This is a genomic window from Pseudarthrobacter sp. NPDC092202 (assembly GCF_044755505.1).
Taxonomy (GTDB): domain Bacteria; phylum Actinomycetota; class Actinomycetes; order Actinomycetales; family Micrococcaceae; genus Arthrobacter.
This window is the reverse complement of record NZ_JBIVRG010000006.1, coordinates 110,511-127,673: the sequence shown is the minus strand read 5'-3', so window position 1 is coordinate 127,673 and position 17,163 is coordinate 110,511. Positions and strand designations below refer to the sequence as shown.

Annotated in this window: 33 protein-coding genes and 1 tRNA gene; 29 read left to right on the top strand and 5 right to left on the bottom strand. The window is 64.9% G+C overall.

Features of this window, described 5'->3' with window-relative positions; genetic code table 11:
• Window positions 1–335 precede the first annotated feature (335 nt).
• A complete protein-coding gene (locus ACIQF4_RS11750; RefSeq protein ID WP_400579965.1) occupies window positions 336–812 on the top strand; it encodes a LexA family protein in 477 nt (158 codons plus the stop codon).
• Between the two features lie 15 nt (window positions 813–827).
• Complete coding sequence (locus ACIQF4_RS11745; RefSeq protein ID WP_400579976.1) at window positions 828–2,132, top strand: Y-family DNA polymerase; 1,305 nt, start codon at window positions 828–830, stop codon at window positions 2,130–2,132.
• Window positions 2,133–2,202: 70 nt separating this feature from the next.
• Here ACIQF4_RS11745 and ACIQF4_RS11740 read toward each other — a convergent pair whose 3' ends face one another.
• Window positions 2,203–2,493: a hypothetical protein gene (locus ACIQF4_RS11740; RefSeq protein ID WP_056387658.1), complete on the bottom strand. Its 291-nt coding sequence runs from the start codon at window positions 2,491–2,493 to the stop codon at window positions 2,203–2,205.
• A 109-nt stretch (window positions 2,494–2,602) separates the two neighbouring features.
• Window positions 2,603–3,076 (bottom strand): hypothetical protein, encoded by a 474-nt coding sequence (locus tag ACIQF4_RS11735; RefSeq protein ID WP_256248753.1) that lies wholly within the window; start codon window positions 3,074–3,076, stop codon window positions 2,603–2,605.
• A gap of 208 nt (window positions 3,077–3,284) precedes the next feature.
• Here ACIQF4_RS11735 and ACIQF4_RS11730 point away from each other — a divergent pair, with 208 nt between their 5' ends.
• The 4 genes from ACIQF4_RS11730 to ACIQF4_RS11715 all read left to right on the top strand — a co-directional run bounded on the left by ACIQF4_RS11730 (window position 3,285) and on the right by ACIQF4_RS11715 (window position 4,912).
• Entirely contained in the window at window positions 3,285–3,440 is a 156-nt protein-coding gene (locus tag ACIQF4_RS11730) for a hypothetical protein (protein WP_284975261.1), read from the top strand.
• A gap of 146 nt (window positions 3,441–3,586) precedes the next feature.
• The gene (locus ACIQF4_RS11725; RefSeq protein WP_256248754.1) at window positions 3,587–3,721 is read left to right on the top strand and encodes a hypothetical protein; all 135 of its coding nucleotides are present in this window, start codon (window positions 3,587–3,589) and stop codon (window positions 3,719–3,721) included.
• Between the two features lie 384 nt (window positions 3,722–4,105).
• Window positions 4,106–4,369 carry a hypothetical protein gene (locus ACIQF4_RS11720; protein WP_256248755.1) on the top strand — a complete coding sequence of 88 codons (264 nt, stop codon included), beginning with the start codon at window positions 4,106–4,108 and terminating at the stop codon, window positions 4,367–4,369.
• A gap of 105 nt (window positions 4,370–4,474) precedes the next feature.
• Window positions 4,475–4,912, top strand: coding sequence for a hypothetical protein (locus tag ACIQF4_RS11715; RefSeq protein ID WP_256248756.1), 438 nt, complete (start codon window positions 4,475–4,477; stop codon window positions 4,910–4,912).
• Window positions 4,913–5,127: 215 nt separating this feature from the next.
• Here ACIQF4_RS11715 and ACIQF4_RS11710 read toward each other — a convergent pair whose 3' ends face one another.
• Window positions 5,128–5,943: a hypothetical protein gene (locus ACIQF4_RS11710; protein WP_400579963.1), complete on the bottom strand. Its 816-nt coding sequence runs from the start codon at window positions 5,941–5,943 to the stop codon at window positions 5,128–5,130.
• A 341-nt stretch (window positions 5,944–6,284) separates the two neighbouring features.
• On the opposite strand from ACIQF4_RS11710, the gene ACIQF4_RS11705 reads away from it, so the two are divergent.
• From ACIQF4_RS11705 to ACIQF4_RS11625, 17 genes are all read left to right on the top strand, one after another.
• A complete protein-coding gene (locus ACIQF4_RS11705) occupies window positions 6,285–6,983 on the top strand; it encodes a homing endonuclease associated repeat-containing protein (RefSeq protein WP_400514782.1) in 699 nt (232 codons plus the stop codon).
• 26 nt (window positions 6,984–7,009) lie between these two features.
• Complete coding sequence (locus ACIQF4_RS11700) at window positions 7,010–7,321, top strand: hypothetical protein (RefSeq protein ID WP_400514780.1); 312 nt, start codon at window positions 7,010–7,012, stop codon at window positions 7,319–7,321.
• 85 nt (window positions 7,322–7,406) lie between these two features.
• On the top strand, window positions 7,407–7,694 hold the full coding sequence (locus tag ACIQF4_RS11695; RefSeq protein WP_256248758.1) for a hypothetical protein: 288 nt from the start codon (window positions 7,407–7,409) through the stop codon (window positions 7,692–7,694).
• A 173-nt stretch (window positions 7,695–7,867) separates the two neighbouring features.
• Window positions 7,868–8,215, top strand: a complete 348-nt coding sequence (locus ACIQF4_RS11690) for a hypothetical protein (protein WP_142938835.1) — start codon at window positions 7,868–7,870, stop codon at window positions 8,213–8,215.
• Entirely contained in the window at window positions 8,215–8,454 is a 240-nt protein-coding gene (locus ACIQF4_RS11685) for a hypothetical protein (RefSeq protein WP_071416392.1), read from the top strand. Before ACIQF4_RS11690 ends, ACIQF4_RS11685 begins: the two co-directional genes overlap by 1 nt.
• A 19-nt stretch (window positions 8,455–8,473) precedes the next feature.
• Complete coding sequence (locus tag ACIQF4_RS11680; RefSeq protein ID WP_142938837.1) at window positions 8,474–8,737, top strand: hypothetical protein; 264 nt, start codon at window positions 8,474–8,476, stop codon at window positions 8,735–8,737.
• Between the two features lie 232 nt (window positions 8,738–8,969).
• A complete protein-coding gene (locus tag ACIQF4_RS11675) occupies window positions 8,970–9,461 on the top strand; it encodes a single-stranded DNA-binding protein (RefSeq protein ID WP_021473537.1) in 492 nt (163 codons plus the stop codon).
• 175 nt (window positions 9,462–9,636) lie between these two features.
• Window positions 9,637–9,900 carry a hypothetical protein gene (locus ACIQF4_RS11670; RefSeq protein WP_142938838.1) on the top strand — a complete coding sequence of 88 codons (264 nt, stop codon included), beginning with the start codon at window positions 9,637–9,639 and terminating at the stop codon, window positions 9,898–9,900.
• Window positions 9,897–10,127 (top strand): hypothetical protein, encoded by a 231-nt coding sequence (locus ACIQF4_RS11665; RefSeq protein WP_330194419.1) that lies wholly within the window; start codon window positions 9,897–9,899, stop codon window positions 10,125–10,127. The genes ACIQF4_RS11670 and ACIQF4_RS11665 overlap by 4 nt, the downstream gene beginning before the upstream one ends.
• A 218-nt stretch (window positions 10,128–10,345) precedes the next feature.
• Window positions 10,346–10,483: a hypothetical protein gene (locus tag ACIQF4_RS11660; protein ID WP_400514777.1), complete on the top strand. Its 138-nt coding sequence runs from the start codon at window positions 10,346–10,348 to the stop codon at window positions 10,481–10,483.
• A gap of 27 nt (window positions 10,484–10,510) precedes the next feature.
• Window positions 10,511–10,924, top strand: a complete 414-nt coding sequence (locus ACIQF4_RS11655) for a hypothetical protein (RefSeq protein WP_400514775.1) — start codon at window positions 10,511–10,513, stop codon at window positions 10,922–10,924.
• Between the two features lie 66 nt (window positions 10,925–10,990).
• Window positions 10,991–11,136 (top strand) — tRNA-OTHER (locus ACIQF4_RS11650).
• 71 nt (window positions 11,137–11,207) lie between these two features.
• Window positions 11,208–11,516: a hypothetical protein gene (locus ACIQF4_RS11645; RefSeq protein WP_142938841.1), complete on the top strand. Its 309-nt coding sequence runs from the start codon at window positions 11,208–11,210 to the stop codon at window positions 11,514–11,516.
• Between the two features lie 17 nt (window positions 11,517–11,533).
• Window positions 11,534–11,836, top strand: coding sequence for a hypothetical protein (locus tag ACIQF4_RS11640; RefSeq protein ID WP_400514773.1), 303 nt, complete (start codon window positions 11,534–11,536; stop codon window positions 11,834–11,836).
• Window positions 11,837–12,001: 165 nt separating this feature from the next.
• Complete coding sequence (locus ACIQF4_RS11635) at window positions 12,002–12,649, top strand: thermonuclease family protein (protein WP_400514771.1); 648 nt, start codon at window positions 12,002–12,004, stop codon at window positions 12,647–12,649.
• Window positions 12,650–12,686: 37 nt separating this feature from the next.
• Complete coding sequence (locus tag ACIQF4_RS11630) at window positions 12,687–13,025, top strand: hypothetical protein (protein WP_400514769.1); 339 nt, start codon at window positions 12,687–12,689, stop codon at window positions 13,023–13,025.
• Window positions 13,026–13,166: 141 nt separating this feature from the next.
• On the top strand, window positions 13,167–13,760 hold the full coding sequence (locus ACIQF4_RS11625; protein WP_400514767.1) for a hypothetical protein: 594 nt from the start codon (window positions 13,167–13,169) through the stop codon (window positions 13,758–13,760).
• A gap of 62 nt (window positions 13,761–13,822) precedes the next feature.
• On the opposite strand, the gene ACIQF4_RS11620 is transcribed toward ACIQF4_RS11625, so the two are convergent.
• The gene (locus ACIQF4_RS11620; protein WP_142938845.1) at window positions 13,823–14,044 is read right to left on the bottom strand and encodes a hypothetical protein; all 222 of its coding nucleotides are present in this window, start codon (window positions 14,042–14,044) and stop codon (window positions 13,823–13,825) included.
• Between the two features lie 251 nt (window positions 14,045–14,295).
• Between ACIQF4_RS11620 and ACIQF4_RS11615 the strand changes: the two genes are divergently transcribed.
• From ACIQF4_RS11615 to ACIQF4_RS11590, 6 genes are all read left to right on the top strand, one after another.
• Entirely contained in the window at window positions 14,296–14,535 is a 240-nt protein-coding gene (locus tag ACIQF4_RS11615; RefSeq protein WP_400514765.1) for a hypothetical protein, read from the top strand.
• A gap of 67 nt (window positions 14,536–14,602) precedes the next feature.
• Window positions 14,603–14,932, top strand: a complete 330-nt coding sequence (locus ACIQF4_RS11610) for a hypothetical protein (protein WP_071416403.1) — start codon at window positions 14,603–14,605, stop codon at window positions 14,930–14,932.
• 5 nt (window positions 14,933–14,937) lie between these two features.
• Entirely contained in the window at window positions 14,938–15,318 is a 381-nt protein-coding gene (locus ACIQF4_RS11605) for a hypothetical protein (RefSeq protein ID WP_021473549.1), read from the top strand.
• 36 nt (window positions 15,319–15,354) lie between these two features.
• On the top strand, window positions 15,355–15,618 hold the full coding sequence (locus tag ACIQF4_RS11600; protein ID WP_256248769.1) for a hypothetical protein: 264 nt from the start codon (window positions 15,355–15,357) through the stop codon (window positions 15,616–15,618).
• A gap of 155 nt (window positions 15,619–15,773) precedes the next feature.
• The gene (locus tag ACIQF4_RS11595; RefSeq protein WP_400514762.1) at window positions 15,774–16,496 is read left to right on the top strand and encodes a hypothetical protein; all 723 of its coding nucleotides are present in this window, start codon (window positions 15,774–15,776) and stop codon (window positions 16,494–16,496) included.
• A 39-nt stretch (window positions 16,497–16,535) separates the two neighbouring features.
• Complete coding sequence (locus ACIQF4_RS11590) at window positions 16,536–16,778, top strand: hypothetical protein (protein WP_142938849.1); 243 nt, start codon at window positions 16,536–16,538, stop codon at window positions 16,776–16,778.
• 112 nt (window positions 16,779–16,890) lie between these two features.
• Here ACIQF4_RS11590 and ACIQF4_RS11585 read toward each other — a convergent pair whose 3' ends face one another.
• Complete coding sequence (locus ACIQF4_RS11585) at window positions 16,891–17,103, bottom strand: hypothetical protein (RefSeq protein WP_142938850.1); 213 nt, start codon at window positions 17,101–17,103, stop codon at window positions 16,891–16,893.
• Window positions 17,104–17,163: the final 60 nt, after the last annotated feature.

Genomic DNA, 17,163 nt, shown 5'->3' with positions numbered 1-17,163 from the left:
AATGATTTGGCAATGACTTGTGACAGATCTTTGCGGAGAGGTCGGGCAGAGGGGTAGAGTCATCTGCGTCACCCGGTCAGCGCCTGATCGCGTGCCCCAGGCGGCCTCGGTTCCTCGACCCAAGACCGGGGTCGCTGGACGTTGGTTCGCACCTCCCGTGGACGTTGGTTCGCACCTCCCGTTCATGGGGAAAAGAGAAGGCCCCGACGCACATGAAGCGCACCGGGGCCTTTATTCCTGGCTGCCGCCCCAGAGCCCAGGCCTGTCCAGTCCGCCCGGCATTTTGCTCCACGTTGCGTGCCGTTCCCGCCCGGGCGTACGATTCCATCGAACATATGTTCGAAAAGGAAGTGGACATGCAGGCCTCGCAGCCAGAACCGTTGGCGCTCGACGAGCCGCTGATACTCCCGTTTGCGCCGGAAGCCGTCGCCTGCGGCTTCCCCAGCCCTGCAGAGGGATATTGGTCGGGGGACCTTGATCTTGTCCAGCACCTGGTCCGGGACCCAACCTGCACATTCGTCTGGCGTGCAGCCGGCCATTCCATGACCGGAGCCGGAATCAATGACGGCGACCTGCTGCTCGTGGACCGGGGGATCGATCCCGTTCCGGGCAAGATCGTGATCGCCGTCGTTGACGGCGAATACACCGTCAAGCGGCTGGACGTCATCCAAGGACGTACCGTTCTCGTGGCAGAGAACCTCGACTATGCGGACATCGTTCTCCACGGACACACGGAGATGTCAGTCTGGGGCGTGGTCACATGGATTCTGTCTCCTGCGAAAATCAAACGTGGTGTCAGACCCCGCCTATAGTCTCCAGCCGTGGCAATGACGACTCTGACCCCAGCACCCGATCAAATCGCTCTCGTAGACTGCGTCTCCTTTTACGCCAACGCGGAGCGTGTCTTCGACCCCACGCTGCATGACCGACCGACCCTTGTCCTCTCGAACAATGACGGCTGTGTGGTTGCCGCGTGCCCGCTGGTGAAGGAACTCGATCCTGACATCATGGGCAAGCCGTGGTTCAAGATCCGCGGCTGGTGCCAGGCCAAGGGCGTCGAAGCCAGGTCATCGAACTATGAGCTCTATGGCTCGCTGAGTGCACGGGTTGCCACCATTCTGGGCCGCTTCAGTGCGTGGCAGGAAGTGTATTCGATCGACGAAAGCTGGCTGAAGCTGCGGGGCGGTCCTGAAGAACTCGAATCACGAGGACAGGAGATCCGACGGACTGTCCTCCAGCTGACCGGCATTCCTGTCCGCGTCGCGATCGGTCCCACGAAGACCCTCGCCAAGGTAGCGGCTCTCGGCATCAAGAAAAACCCCGCTTTCAATGGAGTTCTCGATCTCCGGCGGTTTTCGGACGAGCAGCTTGACCGGATCCTTGACTCCCTCCATGTGACTGACCTCTGGGGCGTCGCCGGGCGTAACGGCAAGCGCCTGGCTGCGCTCGGCATCCACACGGCCAGAGAACTGCGCGACGCTGATGCCAAATGGCTCCGTAAACGGTTCTCCGTCGTCATGGAAAGAACCATCCTGGAGCTGCGCGGGCAAAAATGCATCGAGCTGGAGACCCAGCCGCCGGCTGCCAAGGACCAGCTGATCTATTCCAGGAGCTTTTCGCGCAAGCTTACGGACCCTGACGAGATGCATCAGGTTCTGTCGATCTACGCCCAGCGGGTCTCAGCACGTCTTCGGGCCCAGGGGTCCGTCGCCGGCGTGCTCTCGGTGTGGGCTTCGACCGGCTGGGCCGACGAAGGAACTGTCCCGCATTCAGCCCACCGGGCTGTTCCGCTGGCTATGCCGACCGATGACCCGATCGCGCTTACGAAAGCTGCCAGTGCGATCCTGCCTGATCTGTTTCCGACCGCCGGTATCCGCTACGCCCGTGCAGGAGTTGTGCTCACGGGACTGCGCGCGGGTGACGGCGTTCAGTTCTTACCTGTGTTCCAATCCGAATTCGAAGATCGGGGAGTAGGGAAGGTACTTGACGAGATCACGAGAAAGCTCGGCGCGCAGGCTGTGGGTGTGGGCCTGGGCGGCATGAAGACCCCGCCGGCATGGGAGATGAAGCGCGCCATGCTCTCGAAGCGCTGCACGACCCACTGGGACGAGCTGCCGGTCGCTGTGGCATAGCGGGGTAAGGGAAACGCAGGACCTCAACAGCACCCGCGCCGGCAGCATACTCGAGCAGCGACCTGCCACATTAAAGCGCGGCTTCGAGTTCCTCCGAGGAATACCCGAACATGTAATCCTCATCCTTACCGTGTGAGGCCCAGATCTGAGCTGCATCGTAAACACTCAGCGCCTCGCTGTCGTCATCGTCATCGTCATCGTCATCTAGACCGTAGCGACACTCAAGGCAGTACATCTCGGAGTAAACAAACTTTTTCACCAGGGGCGTCCCACAGTTGGGGCACGGGGGCGTTTCACCCTCGTAGACATCGATCTCGTCCCAGCTTTTTTCCTTCTTCGCAAGGAAATCAAAGATACCCAAAGGCCCTACCGTCCCAATACGTCCCGCCGAAGCCGTTTCTGATATGAGATAAACCGCTGACGACAAGCACAACCGCAATCTTCGACACGGTCAGTATCGCATGCGCCTGTTAGGTACTACCTCCACGCGAGTAAGGCGATACCTGGACGAACTTTGTCTCGGTGCCGCCGGGACCGTAGTGCTGCACGCGCTGGTGCCCGCTGACATTATGCTCGGTCGGAGACTTTCTGCTGGCCTCCTCGCCGATGCCCTCGAAAGCCGCCTCCGTGAACTCAGGGATTTTCTCCCAGACCGCCGCGCTGACCTGCTTGAATGCTTCGGGCGACCTCAGTGTCAACAACGTGACCGCGCCAGCAGCCGCAAGAGCGCCAACGGCGAGACCTGTCTTGAAAGCCGGATGCTCCTTGATCCGCTGCCAGCGGGTCGGGCCCTGGCTCATATCCTGCTCGCAGGCTCCGGCGGCCTCAGGGTTGCGCACTTCACTGGGCTCAGACTGGACTGACTTGTCCTTGGGCTGCCGAAGACGTGATGGATTGAGCGGCTGCGCCCGATCGAACGGGCCTTCTTGATCATGATTGGGCACTCGGGCAGTCTATCCTTTACCGGCAATCCCAGTCTCACTCCGGTCCGATTCAAGTTGCCGACCGTAGTCCGACACCTTTGATGGCGCGCCGATCAGAGACTCTCATTTCACAGCTTAGGCAGGCTACTCACTGCGCATGCTGTTACTTGACAACTTTCTCTTCTCCAACGGACAGAGGACGGCCGGGCAGGGCTCTATGCTCAGAGCTATGGAGGTTGAATTGACCATTGAAGATGCCCAGGGCGAAATGATGCGCGTCAGCGCGACGGGCCCCGACTATGGCACCACCCTGGCCGCGGCGAAGGCCAAAATCCCGGAAGGATCCCGGATGATCATCATTCGCGTTCCGGACCGTGAGGTGTAACCGTTTCAGTATGCTCCTCCGCCCGGATACCCTGCTGGATTCACCTGGCGCATTCCCAGCAAGGTCCTGGTCCGGCCTGAAGCAAGCAGTCCGGCATCAGGAAGCACCAGCCATACAACCAAGACAGCGCCCGTCAAGGTTGGTCATTGCCAGGTCTGGCCACACCAGCAACGGCCCTCTTCGTGTTCCTGGATGACCTGGACCCGTTCCTCGCCGAGCAGAATGATGTCTTCGTAGCTGAGCATGCCTCCAGTGCAGCATCGGTTGCCGACTGCAGGTAGGGGAGTCCTGGCGTATGTGGAAAACCGGAGGGTCGTCAAGCCCGTTCCGGTATGCCAGCTGCCTCTTCCGGTGCCCTTCAACCTCAGTCTGAACCGGACCTATCATGAGGGAGGGGGACACCTATTGGCCGCTTGTCGGGACAGGTCATGGCACCACACAATGCGAACAGTCGGGACAACCGCATCCCTGGAATTGCAACATTGCGCCCCGGTCACCGCATCAGGGAAATCCGCCAGGACCTCCATGACCGACACCCTGCCCGGGCCCGCTACCAGGTCATTGCTGCTCATCATCCGTTAGCCGGCGGGGCACCTCTTGCGCCCCCGGCCTCGGATGAATATCAGATCCGTCTCTACACTCGGTCCCGCAGCGGAGACGTAAGGGTGCGACTCGCCGCGGTCAGGGAGGCCATAGCAACCTCACCTTATGTCTGGGAAGACCTTGCCGACGATGGCGTGCGGGAATGGGTGGAGCCTTCGGTTCAGGACGACGCGCTGTTGGCTGCCGCCCTCGTCTCCCTGGGAACATTGAGCGCCGAGGAACGCCCATATTTGGGGAAGTTTGTGGTCGAGCAGATCTACGAGATGCTGACGAGCGCGGAAGCGGCTTACTGGCACCGGGCCGTATCAGGCCGCCGCCGGCACTGACCGAAACACCCTGGTTCCGAGATCCTAAGCTCTCAGAGCGGACCAAACGACGTTCTTGAACCATGAAGCATGGGCCTCTCGGCTGAACTCTGCAAGAATCACGGCATGGCCGACCGCACTGCGTCCGATGAGCACTACGTGCTTGACCTCTGCGATGGCGTCCTCGGCATGAGCAGCTGTCGCCAAGCGACGTTCGAATGGCTCCGCGGCGACCCGTCCTCTTTGCGACCCCTCGGCACCAAGCTACCCGTGGACGGCTTTTGGTCCGATCTCAAACTCGTCGTCGAGTTCCAGGAGGAGCAGCATTCGAAGCCGTCGCCGTTCTTCGATCGGCGGAAGACCGTCTCTGGTGTCGGTCGCGGCGAGCAACGTCGCCTCTACGACGAACGCAAGCGCCTTCTTATCCCCGAACATGGATTGACGCTCGTTGTGATCGAGAAGTCCGCGTTCATCGTCAAGTCGAAGCGGATCCGGCGCGACCCGAAGAGGGACATTGCCGTGGTGCGCGCGCACCTCGGCAATGCGCAGCCAAAACGGCTCTAGTGCCGACGTCGCCATCGAAGTGCTGTGACGCAGACACATCGGGCTCGACGCCTCAACAGGGTCCTCGGCTCTGGAATGCTGCCATCTGGGGCTTGCGATGACTTCGGCAGCCTTGTGAACAGGAAAAGAAGAACCGGTGCGAGTATGCACCGGTTCTTCTTTTTGATCGGTAGAAGCCAATCAACGGCAGGACGAAAACCCGCGATGGATAAGCCTCAGACCTTTGCGCTGGCCGTGCAGTCCACGAGTGCCGAGGTGAAGTCCTTCGACTTCCAGATCTTCTTGTCCTCGTCCTTCGGCAGGAAGTCCGAGATCGATCCGGCCCCTATTGATGCGCCGCCGGCGAGGAAGCGCAGCGTCTCCTGCGAGAACCCCGCCTGGAAGACAACGCCCGCCAGGCACTCACCCGAGGCCGCGTAGGTCTTCTTCTGGTCCTCGTTCAAGGCGAAGGAGGAGAACATCGAGACCAGCCCCGCGGCCAGCTGCGAGGAGGAGTTGATGCTCGTGCCCTGCGGCACCGGGAACTTCGGCGTGAGATCCGGCTGCCGGGCCTGGGGGAGCTCCTGTCCCTGCTTCGGTGGCGCGTAGACCTGATCCTTGCCGTCCTTGCTGGTGGTGGCACCCGGGGCCGGGGTCGGCGGGATCACCGCGTCGACACAAGCGTCGAACTTGTCGCGCAGCTCGGGGGAGAGCATGATCGCGGCGTCCATCGCGCTGACCTCGCGCAAGCCATTTGCCACCGCTGCGATGTCGTCGCTGCCCTTGCCCACGATATAGGCCTGCGCGGCGTCCGAGAGCTTCTTGTCCTGGACGGCGCGGACCAGGCACGCGCCGCCGTCGGTGCTCTTGGCCCCGGTGCCCTGAAACACGAGCCGGTCCAGCGCCTTACCGAGGACCTCGCTGGTCACCTTCGCCGCGCTGGTGCTCGGGCTCGGCGACGGCTGCGCCGTCTCTGAGCCGGCGGAGCATCCGGCGAGCAGGCTGCCCAGCACCGCCAGTGCGGCGGCGGACAATGCCGCCTTCCTCGTCATCGGGGTCTTCATCGCCATGGCCTCTCCTGTCGGGTCGATGTCTGCGCCGGATGGCACAGAGCCCGCATCCGACTGGTCTTCCAGTACATCTTATCCGATAGGCCAATCGAATGGTCTATCGGATGATGCGCGAAGAGCGACATAAAAGACGGCTGACAGAAGGTCTGCGCCAGGCCCTGGCGATGTCTGGTATCGCCAAGGGGCAGCTGGGCTGGGAGGGATCAACGGAGTTGATCCGGACGGGTGCTCGACGCGTCCCGAGCGCGTCACCGGTCCCTGAGTGGGCCGGGTCGGGACGGCTTGCCGCGCCCGGACGACGCCGAGCGAGAGAGGGACTGCCAATGACCCGGACGACTGTGCCGACGGACCTGATGCCGCGCTGCCAGATCGCGGACCCGCAGGTGCAGGAGCACCTGCCGTGCCAGCACCACGAGAGCGGCGGCGTCCAGTGCGAGAACCCCGATCCGCACACGGACGATCACTGGATCTCGGAGCACACAATTTCCCACGCGCTGGCCGGAAACGGCTACGCCTGCACGGCATTCGACCCCGCAGAGCCGGCCCGAGCCTTCCAAGGGCCTGTCCAGGCCTACACCGAACAGCAGATGGTCGACGCGCTCCTGCGCTGCGCCGCGGACCGGGACAGCCTCCCGCGCAACGACTACATCCGCCGCAGACACGACGACGAACCATCCGCGCCGCTGCTGGAGCGCCGGTTCGGCTCCTGGAATGCAGCCCTCGAGAGAGCGGGGCTGAACACCACCGAGCAGCCGCTGCACTTCCAGGGCGCGACCACGAAGTGGACCGAGGAGATTATCCTCGACGCCCTGCGCGAGTGCTGGATCAAGACCGGCTCCATCGCCGTGCTCGCCTACGAGGCCTGGCGCACCGGCGGCACCGACGGCATCTGCCGGACCCATGTTCCGCGACCAGCTCCCCATCCGGTTCCGGATGGGGAGCTGGTCGCGGGCCACGCAGCTCGCCGTGGGCTGAGCCGGCGGCCCTGGCGCAGGTGGCTGCCATCCCGCTCATCCCACTGACCGCACACAGACCGAAGGACTCCATCATGACGATCGCCCGCCCCCTCCATGACGTCATCGACGACGCACCTCCGTCGGACGCCATCGCACAGCAGATCCAACTGCAGGCCGCCGCTGCGCTCCTGCCCGAACAAGAATGGTGCGGCGGCTGCACCCCCGGGGACGATCCGGTCCCCGACGTCGAGGGCGGCATCCCTGGCATGCCGCAGGACGTCGTCCTGCGCACGACAGAGCAGCTGTCGCTGCCCGCGGACTGGAAGGCCGCCTGGGTCCCGGCCCCGCTCTACGACATCGCCCACCTCGCCTGTGGGCACACCGTTGCCCGCCGGGCCTCCTGACCCGGGCAGGGATGCAGCGACGCAGCGCAGCTGCGCCGGGGGACTCATCGACTGAACCATCGACCAGTGAAGGAGCGTCCCGCTCATGCCCATGACACCACTGCAGAGCTGGGCCCTCATCGTGCTCCTCGCCGTCTTTGTGCTCGGGCTCATCTGGCTCTACGCCGAGGCCGAGGCTGCGCTCCGGCGCAGACATACAGACAAGGCGGCAGCACAGCAGCCGCAGGACGAGGAGGCAGACAGCTCACTCGTTCCCAGTCCTGTACCCACCGCCCGCCCGACCCTTCGTCTCATCCAGGGGCAGGGCCAGGGCTCCGCGAGGTCCCGTCGCGGTCCCGCCGAGGTCTACGACTGGGCCCGCCGGGGAATCTAAAGAGACCCCTTCCGGCCCCTGGCCTCCTGCGGGGCTGGGTCAAGACTTCATGCGGCCCACCGCCGCACCACGAACAGCCCCGGGCCGTCGCGAGAAGCGCCGGACACACCGTTCCTGCCGCAGCCCGGCAACGAAGCCACGGCGGCCCGGGGTCAACAACCATTCACCTGCCCGTGCAGGCATCGAAAGCGAGAAGAACCATGGACCAGACCATCGCACCGCCCGTCATCAGGCACAGCGTCGCCGTCGACTTCGGCGTCATCGAGCTCACGGGCACCCTTCAGCACGCCGACGCCCAGCGCAGCCTCGTACTCCTGACCGAGGAGGCCCCCGAGCGCATCTCGGTGAACCTCGAGGCATATGGCCTCGTAGCCGGCCCGGGGCGAGTGTTCATCAAGGACTGGTCGGAACACGCTGGCCTGGCCGAGCGCCTGCAGGAGGCGGGGCTCGTGCGCATCATGCGCTCCGTGACCGTCGGCCCGTTCGCCTCCACCGCCCACGAAGTCGAGGTGACGCTCTGATGGCCGCGGACACCCATGCGCTGAGCATCCTGAAGCTGAGCACCGGCCACCTCGAGAAGATCGAACAGCTCCAGGGACGGATGCTCGCCCTCGGCGAGGAACAGCTGGAGGTCGCGCGCCGCCAGCTCGAGGCCCAGGACACTCAGAACGTCCTCGCCTGGCTGCAGCTGCAGCAGGCCCAGGGGCATACACCGGACCCGACGCTCGTGGACCTGGTCCGCCGGCGGTTGCGAATCTGAAGCAGACAGGAGAAACGCCATGGACAACATCATCGAGAGCAGCGGAGTCCTCATCGCCACTCTTGCCTTCATGATCTGCCTCGCGTGGCTGGGCTGGTTGCTGTTCCGGCGACGGTTCCCGAACCGGGACGGGCAGATCGCGTACCTGGAGGAGGACTACCGGCGGGCCTGCGAGAGCGGAGACGTAGCCGCGGCCGATCAGATCGAGGCTGAACTCTGGGATCTGGGGGCAGCGCCAGGCTGGCCTGGGGCCGGACGTACCGGGTTCGATCAGCGCAGCTGATGCGGGACCCGTGATGCAAGGGCATCTGGGATCAACGCAGTTGATCCGGAAGGAGCACTGAGGAGCGCTCGATCAGCACAGCTGATCCGAGTTTTCATTCGAAAGATCATCGTCTGATCAGCACAGCTGATCCGGATGGGGGTCTGAGAGACAACCGAACACTTCAACTCACCATCGCGCGCGGAGCAGGGACACTGCCCGCGCGTTTCGTGCACAACGAGGAGAAACACTCATGTCGAACCCCCGCAACTCCGCCACCGTCATCGGCCGCCTGACCAAGGACCCGGTCGTCTTCAACAACCAGGACGGCTCCAAGAAGGTCGCGTTCACCCTGATGGCCGATCACAACTACACCGACAGCCAGGGCAACCGCGGAGCTGACGCTGTGCCGGTCGAGGCTTTCGTGCGCGCGACCACCAACGGCATCGGCCCGTTCGCGAGCATCCACAAGGGTGACCTCGTGGCCGTGAACCTCAAGCTGCGCCAGGACCGCTACACCAAGAACGGTGTCGAGGTCTTCGAGCTCAAGGCAGTCGTCGAGGACATCACGTTCCTCGAGCCCCGCTCAGTGACCCAGGCCCGCGTGAACGAGCGCGTCGCTGCCGCCGAGGCGCAGAACCAGGCCCTGCAGACCCAGCCGGCTCCGGCTCCCGTCGCAGCCGCTGCCGCACCGCAGCCGGCCGTCGCCAGCGCCGTCCACAGCGAGGAGCTGCCCTTCTCCTGAGAAGCGCGCCCCGCACCCAGCACAACCCACAACTGAATAACAACCGAATAGGCGGGTCGCACACGCCGACAGTCCCCGTCCGAGGAGCCTCGCGCTGCTCGGACGGGGATCTGCTTTTGCTGGCCGCCGTCCTGCCCTGCCCCCAACGTCATTAGCCAAGAGAAGGAGTTCCGCCATGCAGATCGTCGCCGACGCGACCGTCGAGGCCACCGATCACGACCAGGCCCTGCACGCAGGGCTCACCGCCGTCGTCGGCTCGGTGATCACCGACCACCCCGGACCGGATGTCGAGGCCATGGTCGACGACGTCGTCACCGCCGTCATCCAGAAGCTGCGCCTTCACGCCAGCCAGGTCTTCGTCGCCGATCACGGTGGTGCCCGCCCCGTGGAGCGCTTCCGCACCGTCACCGGGCGGATGGACCTGGAGGACCCGGAATGAGCCTGGTCCAGCAGCTCGAGCCCGCCGCCGAGGTCCAGCCGGCTGCCGGGCTTCCCGCGGCGGCGCGGATCCTCGCCGAGGCATATCCCCAGATCGTCGACTTCGACCCCAGTGGGATGACGATCGAAGAAGTGCACTACTTCCTCGGTGAGTCGGCTGCCGTCGCCTTCTTCCAGTTCCTGGTCCTCACCAAGCGGTGCAAGGCCGCCGTCGGGATCCGGCGCTGAGAGCTTCCGTACAGAGCGGTTCGATCCCTCCGTGGCTCCGGCCCCACCAGCGCCCCGCGCGCCCTGCCCTGCCCTCCCGGCAGCAGCGGCGTGGCGGGGCGCTGTCTTTTCGTTCAGGTTTCGTTCGTGGCCTGTGTGGAGGGGATCGGCACAGCCGATCCGGATCTGACGACGAAGGACAACGTCCCCGTCCTGCCACACTTCACTGGAGGTCCGCCATGTCTGGTCTCAGCTGCCCCAACGATGGCGCGCCGATGGAGTCCGACGCCACCGCCACGGCCCGCGAACGGGCCGGCCGGCGCGGTTGCGCCTGCACCCACACCTGCCCGGAGTGCGGCTACTCCGAGATCCCCTGATCACCGCCCATCAACCGAGGAGGGGCCATGTCGACCTCCGTGCAGCACCGTCATCACCGCAACCACGACCACACCCTCACCGGCTTCCTGTCCGCCGTCACAGCGGTCTGCCAGAAGCTGAACGCCGCCGACGACGCCGACGAGCTCGAGCGCCACGTCGGCTGGGTCTCGCACTCGTGCGAGCCGGACTACCAGGTGCTCGTCGAGCTGATCGGCCCCGCGCCGGGCCTCGCCCTGCAGCTGGTCATCGACCTGGACATCGACTCGACGGTCGCCTCCGCGCAGATCGTCGGCACGGCCGATGACGAGTCGTTCACGACGGACGTCGAGGTCGGAGTCCGGTTCCTGTCCCATCTCGTCGAGCACCACCTCGCGCCAGCGGCCAGGCCGTGCGACGGCTGCACGGCTCCGGACTCCCTGCGGGCACCGACCTGGAAGTGAGTGGCGAACGGCTCCTCGTCCCTTTCGTCACAACCCCTCGCCGGCTCCTTCCCGGAACCGGCCCACGGCGCTCTAGCTCAGCGGAAGAGCACTCGGCGTTCTGACTGCCCGCGGTTCGATTCCGCATCAATCCCTGGTCGGGCAGACCCAGGCAACAGGCCCGTTGCAGGGCGACGCACGAGAGGTCACGGGTTCGATCCCCGTGAGCGCCACAGACCCAGGGTCGTACAGGCCCGCGCGATCCATCAGCTGCACCAGCTGCACCAGCCAGAAGGGCACTGCCATGACCGACACCATCACCCCCGCCTTCCTCGACATCGTCAAAGACGGCGGTCCTGCGGTCCAGGAGGTTCTGTTGCGCTCGACCGAGCGCCACCGCATCCTCGGCGGCAAGAGCGCCCGGATGCTGCGCCGGGGCGACCGGGTCGCGCTGCGCGACCTGAACCCTGATCTGGATGGCGGCACAGCCGTCGTCGAGCAGGTGCGGCCCTCGGTGGGCAGCACTGTCCACATCCTCACCGTCGGCGGTGAGGCCCACCTCGTCCGCGGCTCGCGCCTCGTGCTCGTCGCCCGCGGACCTGAACAACCCTGACCAGCAAGGAAACCGCCATGTACACCGGACCCATCAGCAACGGCATCCTGCTCGGCATGACGCACAAGGGACGCAGCGCATTGATCCGCGAGCTCAGCCCGGACGTGCGCCGCAAGCTCGCACACATCGCCTCGCTCGGTGCCGAACAGGAGACCAGGAAAGCCGCAGAGCACTTCGACGCTGGCCGGCGTGTCTGGGCCGGTACCAGGCTCGACCACGCCCAGTCACTGAGCCGGCTCGCTGCTGAGCTCACGGGCGAGCCCGACGGCGTCTTCATCGTCGAACCCATCGACTCCGGATCCGTCGCGGCAGGCAACTGATCTCTCTCACTGGACCCCTGGCACCGAGCCCATCGCTCAGGGCCGGGGGTCCTGTCTTTCTCTTTCCGGAACAGCCAGCACAGCTGGCTCGGGCGTGCCCGTGGAGAAGCACGCCTGCCACCCCGGCCAGAGCGCCCGACGACCCCTCCAGCAAGGAACCCCACCATGAAGCGCACCCCCTCCAGATCTGTCTTCGGCGGCCTCATCGCCGCCGTGCTCTGTATCGTCACGCTGACCGGCTGCGAGGACCTGCCGAAGGCCCCCGGCGTCCCGGGTACGCCGTCCACCAGCACTGCGGCAGCCCAGGACCCGGGACAGATGTCCTCTGGCAAACCGGCGAGCGTGGAGACCAAAGTCATCCGTGTCATCGACGGCGACACCGTCGCCGTGCTGCCGGTGGCCGGCCTGCTCGAGGCGACCGATAAGCATATCGGGATCCCCGAGCACACAGTCAGGCTCCTGGGCATCGACGCGCCCGAAATGAACTATCACAAGGATGCCGAGCCCGAGTGCGGCGCTAGGGCCGCCACTGATCATCTTGGCGGCATCCTGCCGCAGAGCATGCCAGTGACCATCGAGTTCGACCCCGGGGCAGACAGAACTGACCGTTATGGCCGTTCTCTCGCCTACGTCATCACACCGGCCCACAACGACGCCGCGCGACAGCAGGTCACCGACGGCTACGCCATGCCCTGGTTCCCCAAGGGCGAGCCGGAGCCCCAGCGGATCCCCGAGTACCGCACGGCGGCTGACAACGCCGTGGCACTGCATGCCGGTGCGCACTCACAGTGCTCCTCCATCGGCCGCGGCTGAGCCGCTGCACTTACAGACTACGAACCAGGAGAACCACATGCCCATCCCTACAGCACCCTCTGAACTGGACGAACTCCAGGTCGGCGACAAGGTCCTCGTCAAGAGGGTCCTCGACCACCCCGCCTGGATGAAGCAGGTCCCGTGCGATCCCCGCAATGGCTCCACCACGAAGTACGTCCGCGACCCGCAGGTCGTGGAGGAGCTGGGGGTGAGCAGCGTGATGGACCGGCGGGCAGTGCCCGCGATCGCCGCTGCCGGCAACTGGCCGGGACGTGAGGCGCACACGCTGGTCCGCCTGCCCAACGGCTTCTGGTACGACTGCGCCACCGGCCTGCAGGACGGGTCCGAATCCACGCGCATCGAACGCATGCACTGAGCCTGAAAAGAGCCCGGCACGGGGGAGAGCCCCTGGTGCCGGGCTCGTCTCTTTCCTGGCGGCTCGTCAGATCGGCACAGCCGATCCGGATCTGGACTCGAAGGAGACACCCGCTCCTTCCCGACCAGAAGGAGCAGCACGATGAGCAACGACGACCACAAGTGCAGCCAGGCCCAGCTGGAGCGGGCGCTCGAGGTGCTCGACGGAAAGCTGAAGTGCCTGGGGCTGGACGCCCCGGTGCAGATCCGTGCGATCGGCGGCTTCGCGCTCATGAAGTACGGCATCCGTGCTGCGGACCGGGCATTCACCGTCGACATCGACAGCGTCACCGGTGATTTCGCGCCAGAGGTCATGGCGGCAATCCATGAGGTGGCCGACGAACTCAACCTGGAGCGCGACTGGATCAACAACGACAACGTGATGGACGGCGACGACGCTGAGCTGGTGGCCTCGATATACCAGGCGCGCTGGATCGACGACGACACAGCGTACGAGAGCATCAGGCTTCAGCTGGCCAGTGTCCCCACGCTGACCCGCGCCAAGATCATCGCCGCGGACACCGCGGAGTTCTCCGGTCGTGCACAGGACCTGCCGGATCTCCTGGAATTGCTCCGATTCCAGGGCATCACCACCGCTGCCCGGTTCGATGCCGCTTACCCGGATCCCTACGACGAATACCCCGCCGCCCGCGAGGCCGTGCACGAGCACTTCGCTGCGGACAGGACGTTCGCCTGAAGAAGACCCCACCGTCAGAGCGCGTGCTCCGGCGGTGGGGTCTCTTTTTTTGTGTCCGTGGTTTACTGCTGACCGGAATCTTCGGAGTTACCTCCGTCGTCGATGTCCTTCAGCCGCTGTTCCAGCCGGGTTGCGTGGGCCTCTTTGACTTTCCGGTAAACCTTGACGCCACCTGCAATGACCAGACCTGCAGCCGCCAAGACCCCCGCGGCGATCAGGTCCTCTGTACGGGCATCCTGCTTGCCTGCGTAGTAGCCCTTGCCATAGACCGCGCTTCCCGCCACGAATCTCTCCCTTTGTTGAATTTTGAACTCCGCCGAAAGCCTATCCCAGGGTGCGTGAAGGGGTTGTGCCGATGCTGCGGATCATCCGCGCCTTGCCGGCGCGGGGTCGGAACCTTCTTGTTGTTCTTCTTCATCTTCGATTCTCAGGTGCAGCCAGTGGTGGTGACAGCGGAGCTGTCACGGAGGAGTCATCGACGAAGGACGGCCTGCAGTGCAGCGCCGCGCCCCACAGGATTCCGAGGAGAACCGCCATGAGCACCATCGCCGCACCCATGCAGGACGCGCTGCCGTTCGACTTCGGCTCTGATGTGCTGGTCGTCAGCGCGCCCGTCTACGACGAGCAGGCCCGCCAGACCGACTGCGAGCTGTGCCAGCACTACTTCGCCGCATGGTGCGGCACGGCGTTCACGGCGGACGGCACACGGGCAGAACGCGCCCAGACCACCTTCGCGGACTTCCAGGCGGCCGCCCGCCGTCTGGCAGAGGGCTGAGGAAACAGCGCAACTGATCCAGGTCCGGCATCGAACAAACGACTTCATCAAACAGGAGGGGATCACCGTGTCCACTGCCACCACTTCCGAGCCCGACCTCGACGCTGAAGCTCAACGCGTTGCAGCCGTCCACCGGCTCGCCACGAGCAAGGCCTTCTACCCGGAGCTGCGGCGTGCCGAGGCTCAGGCCCGGGTCCAGCTCGCCGCCGCCGTCATAGCAATGGACGAGGTCGAGGACCGCATCGCCGCCGGCGAGAAGATCCACTCACTCTACGAGCAGGCTGCAATCGAACGGGCCAAAGACGCCTACGCCCAGGCGCTGGCTGATCTCGTCCGCGGCGAGTCCAGCGTTGAGGCTGACCCGTCGACTTCCCAACCCATGAACCAGGAGCACTGATCACCATGTCCTTCCTCGAGAAGATCGGATTCGTCGAGACCGCCGAGCAGGAGGCCCAGCGCCTCGCGCAGTCGCCCGAGGGCTCGGCCAACCACGAACTGTCCAAGCTGCCGGTCACCATCGAGCAGTGGCCCCAGGACCTGCTCATCGAGCTGCCCTGGCACGCCACCGAGCGGGGCTCAGGCCACCGCGTCGTCGTGGTGCCCATCGAATACCGCGGCGAGGCCCGCACCGAGGGCGAGGAAGAACCCCGTCCTCGCAAGCGCCACGCTGGTTGGTGGAACTGCGCGGTCGTCGCCAGCGACCACCCCAGCTACCCGGTCGGCGGCTACCGGCTGAGCATCCCCGCTGCCGAGCTCGCCCGCGGCAAGCGGATCGAGCTCTGAGAGAACACATCCCACGACGAAGGAGCGTGAACCACCATGCCTGACACGATGCAGACCACCGGCCGCCGCGAGCGGATCCTCCGGAGTGTCGGCAGGACGCTCCTCGTCACGGGGATCGTGCTGAACGTCCTCGCCCTGCTGCCCGCGATCGCAGCCAGCGCCTGGACCGGCCACTGGACGGCGAGCGTGGTGCTCGTGGTCCTGTCCGGTGCTGTCTGGGCTGCTGGACTTCTGGGCCTGAAGACCTGGGCTGCCCGGCTACGCCGTCACAACGACACCCAGCCCAGCCAGCACCAATGACCAGTCGCCCTGCCTGATCCCACCAGAGCCCCGGCTCCTGCGCTCCGGCGCGGGGCCGGGGCTCTCGCTCTGTCTCTGAGGCGGGTTCACGCGCTGCGGGGCAGCGCCTGGTGTTTTGCAACAGCAAGAGAACCATCCCGAACAAAGGAAGAGCCATGACCACCCTGACCACGACGCGTGTCCCGCTCAAGCAAATGGACCCTGCGATGCTCGTGTTCGAACTCGAGCGGGAGATCCAACACCTCATGCCCGGCACCACGAACACGGAGCTCGTGACCCGCGCAGCTGCGACGGCCTCGTTCCTGCACCGGAAGCAGACCCGCTTCATCAGGGGAGACATGCCTCGCGTGCCGTACATCGAGCATCCGCTGCGCGTGGCGTTGCGCCTCCTGCGCTGGGGCGTCACCGACGCTGAACTGATTGCCGCAGCACTGCTGCATGATGTCGTCGAGGACTGCGGCAAAGAGCTGCTTGCTGCTTTCGGCCAGCCGGGTGAGGATCCCCTGGGCTGTCTGGCGCGGCTGTACGGCCGGCGCGTCTCGGTGCTCGTTGGGGCGGTGACCACCCCTAACGGCAGCACCTCCTACGAGGAGCACCTCACGCGGCTTGCCAACTCCGGTTCCCGGGCGCTGCTCATCAAGGCCAGCGACCTGAAGGACAACGCCGGTTCGATCCGGCACCAGCTCGGCCACGGCCAGGATTCGCGCATGTACCGCATGCTCTTCAAGTACATGCCGGCCGTCGAGATCGTCGGAGCAGGTCTGCGCCGTTCGCTCTGCTGCCCTGCGACCCAGCAGTGCACCAGGGCCGCCATCGCCGCGATGGAAGATCTCAGCCACGATCTTGCAGCCCTGTCGGCCGAGCATGGCATCGACTGATCAGCATGCCGCATGTCGCAAAATTCAGAAAGGAACCTGATGGGAAGCAGGCAGGTAACTCTCACCTCATGTGATCGCTGTGGAATTGAGACGGAGTCGGATGTTGCCCATGAAAATTCAGACAACTACGACCCGGCCGCCCACGTATGGCGGACATTGAAATTCCACTACATCCAGCCGTGGTTCTTCCTCTGTCCCGATTGCGTGAAGGCCTTCCTCAAATTCATGGCCATGGAAGCAGTGCTGCCGGTCAAAGTGATCCGCAGGCCCGACCGTGCCTGAACCAGAGAACCAGCACTACAGCAGAGACCCCACTGTCAGGAGCATCAGCTCCGGCGGCGGGGTCTCTTTTTTTCTCTGGTCACTCCTTTCTCCAGCGGACCGGATACTCCGGCTACCAGCCGGAGCTGAAGGGCAAGCGCACGTCACCGGAGAGGATCCCGCCGCACAGGAACAGCAGTGCCGAGACGCCGATGAGGCCAACGGCGAAAGCCACCGGCCGGTCCTCGTAGATCTGCCGCAGCCGGGAGACGAGGCTCTGTGGCTTCTTACTGGTCTTGTTCGGGTCTCCTGCTGGACTCTTCCGGGTCTCGTCGTGGTCGGTCATGGGTCTCCATCCCTTCTGATCGGTGTGTGGTCTGGTACTGGGCGGTGGATGGTCTCGTCG

Coding starts and splice junctions, on each gene's coding strand:
- ACIQF4_RS11750 (WP_400579965.1), top strand. CDS start 336: ATGTTCGAAAAGGAAGTGGACATGCAGGCCTCGCAGCCAGAACCGTTG.
- ACIQF4_RS11745 (WP_400579976.1), top strand. CDS start 828: ATGACGACTCTGACCCCAGCACCCGATCAAATCGCTCTCGTAGACTGC.
- ACIQF4_RS11730 (WP_284975261.1), top strand. CDS start 3,285: ATGGAGGTTGAATTGACCATTGAAGATGCCCAGGGCGAAATGATGCGC.
- ACIQF4_RS11715 (WP_256248756.1), top strand. CDS start 4,475: ATGGCCGACCGCACTGCGTCCGATGAGCACTACGTGCTTGACCTCTGC.
- ACIQF4_RS11710 (WP_400579963.1), bottom strand. CDS start 5,943: ATGACGAGGAAGGCGGCATTGTCCGCCGCCGCACTGGCGGTGCTGGGC.
- ACIQF4_RS11705 (WP_400514782.1), top strand. CDS start 6,285: ATGACCCGGACGACTGTGCCGACGGACCTGATGCCGCGCTGCCAGATC.
- ACIQF4_RS11700 (WP_400514780.1), top strand. CDS start 7,010: ATGACGATCGCCCGCCCCCTCCATGACGTCATCGACGACGCACCTCCG.
- ACIQF4_RS11695 (WP_256248758.1), top strand. CDS start 7,407: ATGCCCATGACACCACTGCAGAGCTGGGCCCTCATCGTGCTCCTCGCC.
- ACIQF4_RS11685 (WP_071416392.1), top strand. CDS start 8,215: ATGGCCGCGGACACCCATGCGCTGAGCATCCTGAAGCTGAGCACCGGC.
- ACIQF4_RS11680 (WP_142938837.1), top strand. CDS start 8,474: ATGGACAACATCATCGAGAGCAGCGGAGTCCTCATCGCCACTCTTGCC.
- ACIQF4_RS11675 (WP_021473537.1), top strand. CDS start 8,970: ATGTCGAACCCCCGCAACTCCGCCACCGTCATCGGCCGCCTGACCAAG.
- ACIQF4_RS11670 (WP_142938838.1), top strand. CDS start 9,637: ATGCAGATCGTCGCCGACGCGACCGTCGAGGCCACCGATCACGACCAG.
- ACIQF4_RS11665 (WP_330194419.1), top strand. CDS start 9,897: ATGAGCCTGGTCCAGCAGCTCGAGCCCGCCGCCGAGGTCCAGCCGGCT.
- ACIQF4_RS11660 (WP_400514777.1), top strand. CDS start 10,346: ATGTCTGGTCTCAGCTGCCCCAACGATGGCGCGCCGATGGAGTCCGAC.
- ACIQF4_RS11655 (WP_400514775.1), top strand. CDS start 10,511: ATGTCGACCTCCGTGCAGCACCGTCATCACCGCAACCACGACCACACC.
- ACIQF4_RS11645 (WP_142938841.1), top strand. CDS start 11,208: ATGACCGACACCATCACCCCCGCCTTCCTCGACATCGTCAAAGACGGC.
- ACIQF4_RS11640 (WP_400514773.1), top strand. CDS start 11,534: ATGTACACCGGACCCATCAGCAACGGCATCCTGCTCGGCATGACGCAC.
- ACIQF4_RS11635 (WP_400514771.1), top strand. CDS start 12,002: ATGAAGCGCACCCCCTCCAGATCTGTCTTCGGCGGCCTCATCGCCGCC.
- ACIQF4_RS11630 (WP_400514769.1), top strand. CDS start 12,687: ATGCCCATCCCTACAGCACCCTCTGAACTGGACGAACTCCAGGTCGGC.
- ACIQF4_RS11625 (WP_400514767.1), top strand. CDS start 13,167: ATGAGCAACGACGACCACAAGTGCAGCCAGGCCCAGCTGGAGCGGGCG.
- ACIQF4_RS11615 (WP_400514765.1), top strand. CDS start 14,296: ATGAGCACCATCGCCGCACCCATGCAGGACGCGCTGCCGTTCGACTTC.
- ACIQF4_RS11605 (WP_021473549.1), top strand. CDS start 14,938: ATGTCCTTCCTCGAGAAGATCGGATTCGTCGAGACCGCCGAGCAGGAG.
- ACIQF4_RS11600 (WP_256248769.1), top strand. CDS start 15,355: ATGCCTGACACGATGCAGACCACCGGCCGCCGCGAGCGGATCCTCCGG.
- ACIQF4_RS11595 (WP_400514762.1), top strand. CDS start 15,774: ATGACCACCCTGACCACGACGCGTGTCCCGCTCAAGCAAATGGACCCT.
- ACIQF4_RS11590 (WP_142938849.1), top strand. CDS start 16,536: ATGGGAAGCAGGCAGGTAACTCTCACCTCATGTGATCGCTGTGGAATT.
- ACIQF4_RS11585 (WP_142938850.1), bottom strand. CDS start 17,103: ATGACCGACCACGACGAGACCCGGAAGAGTCCAGCAGGAGACCCGAAC.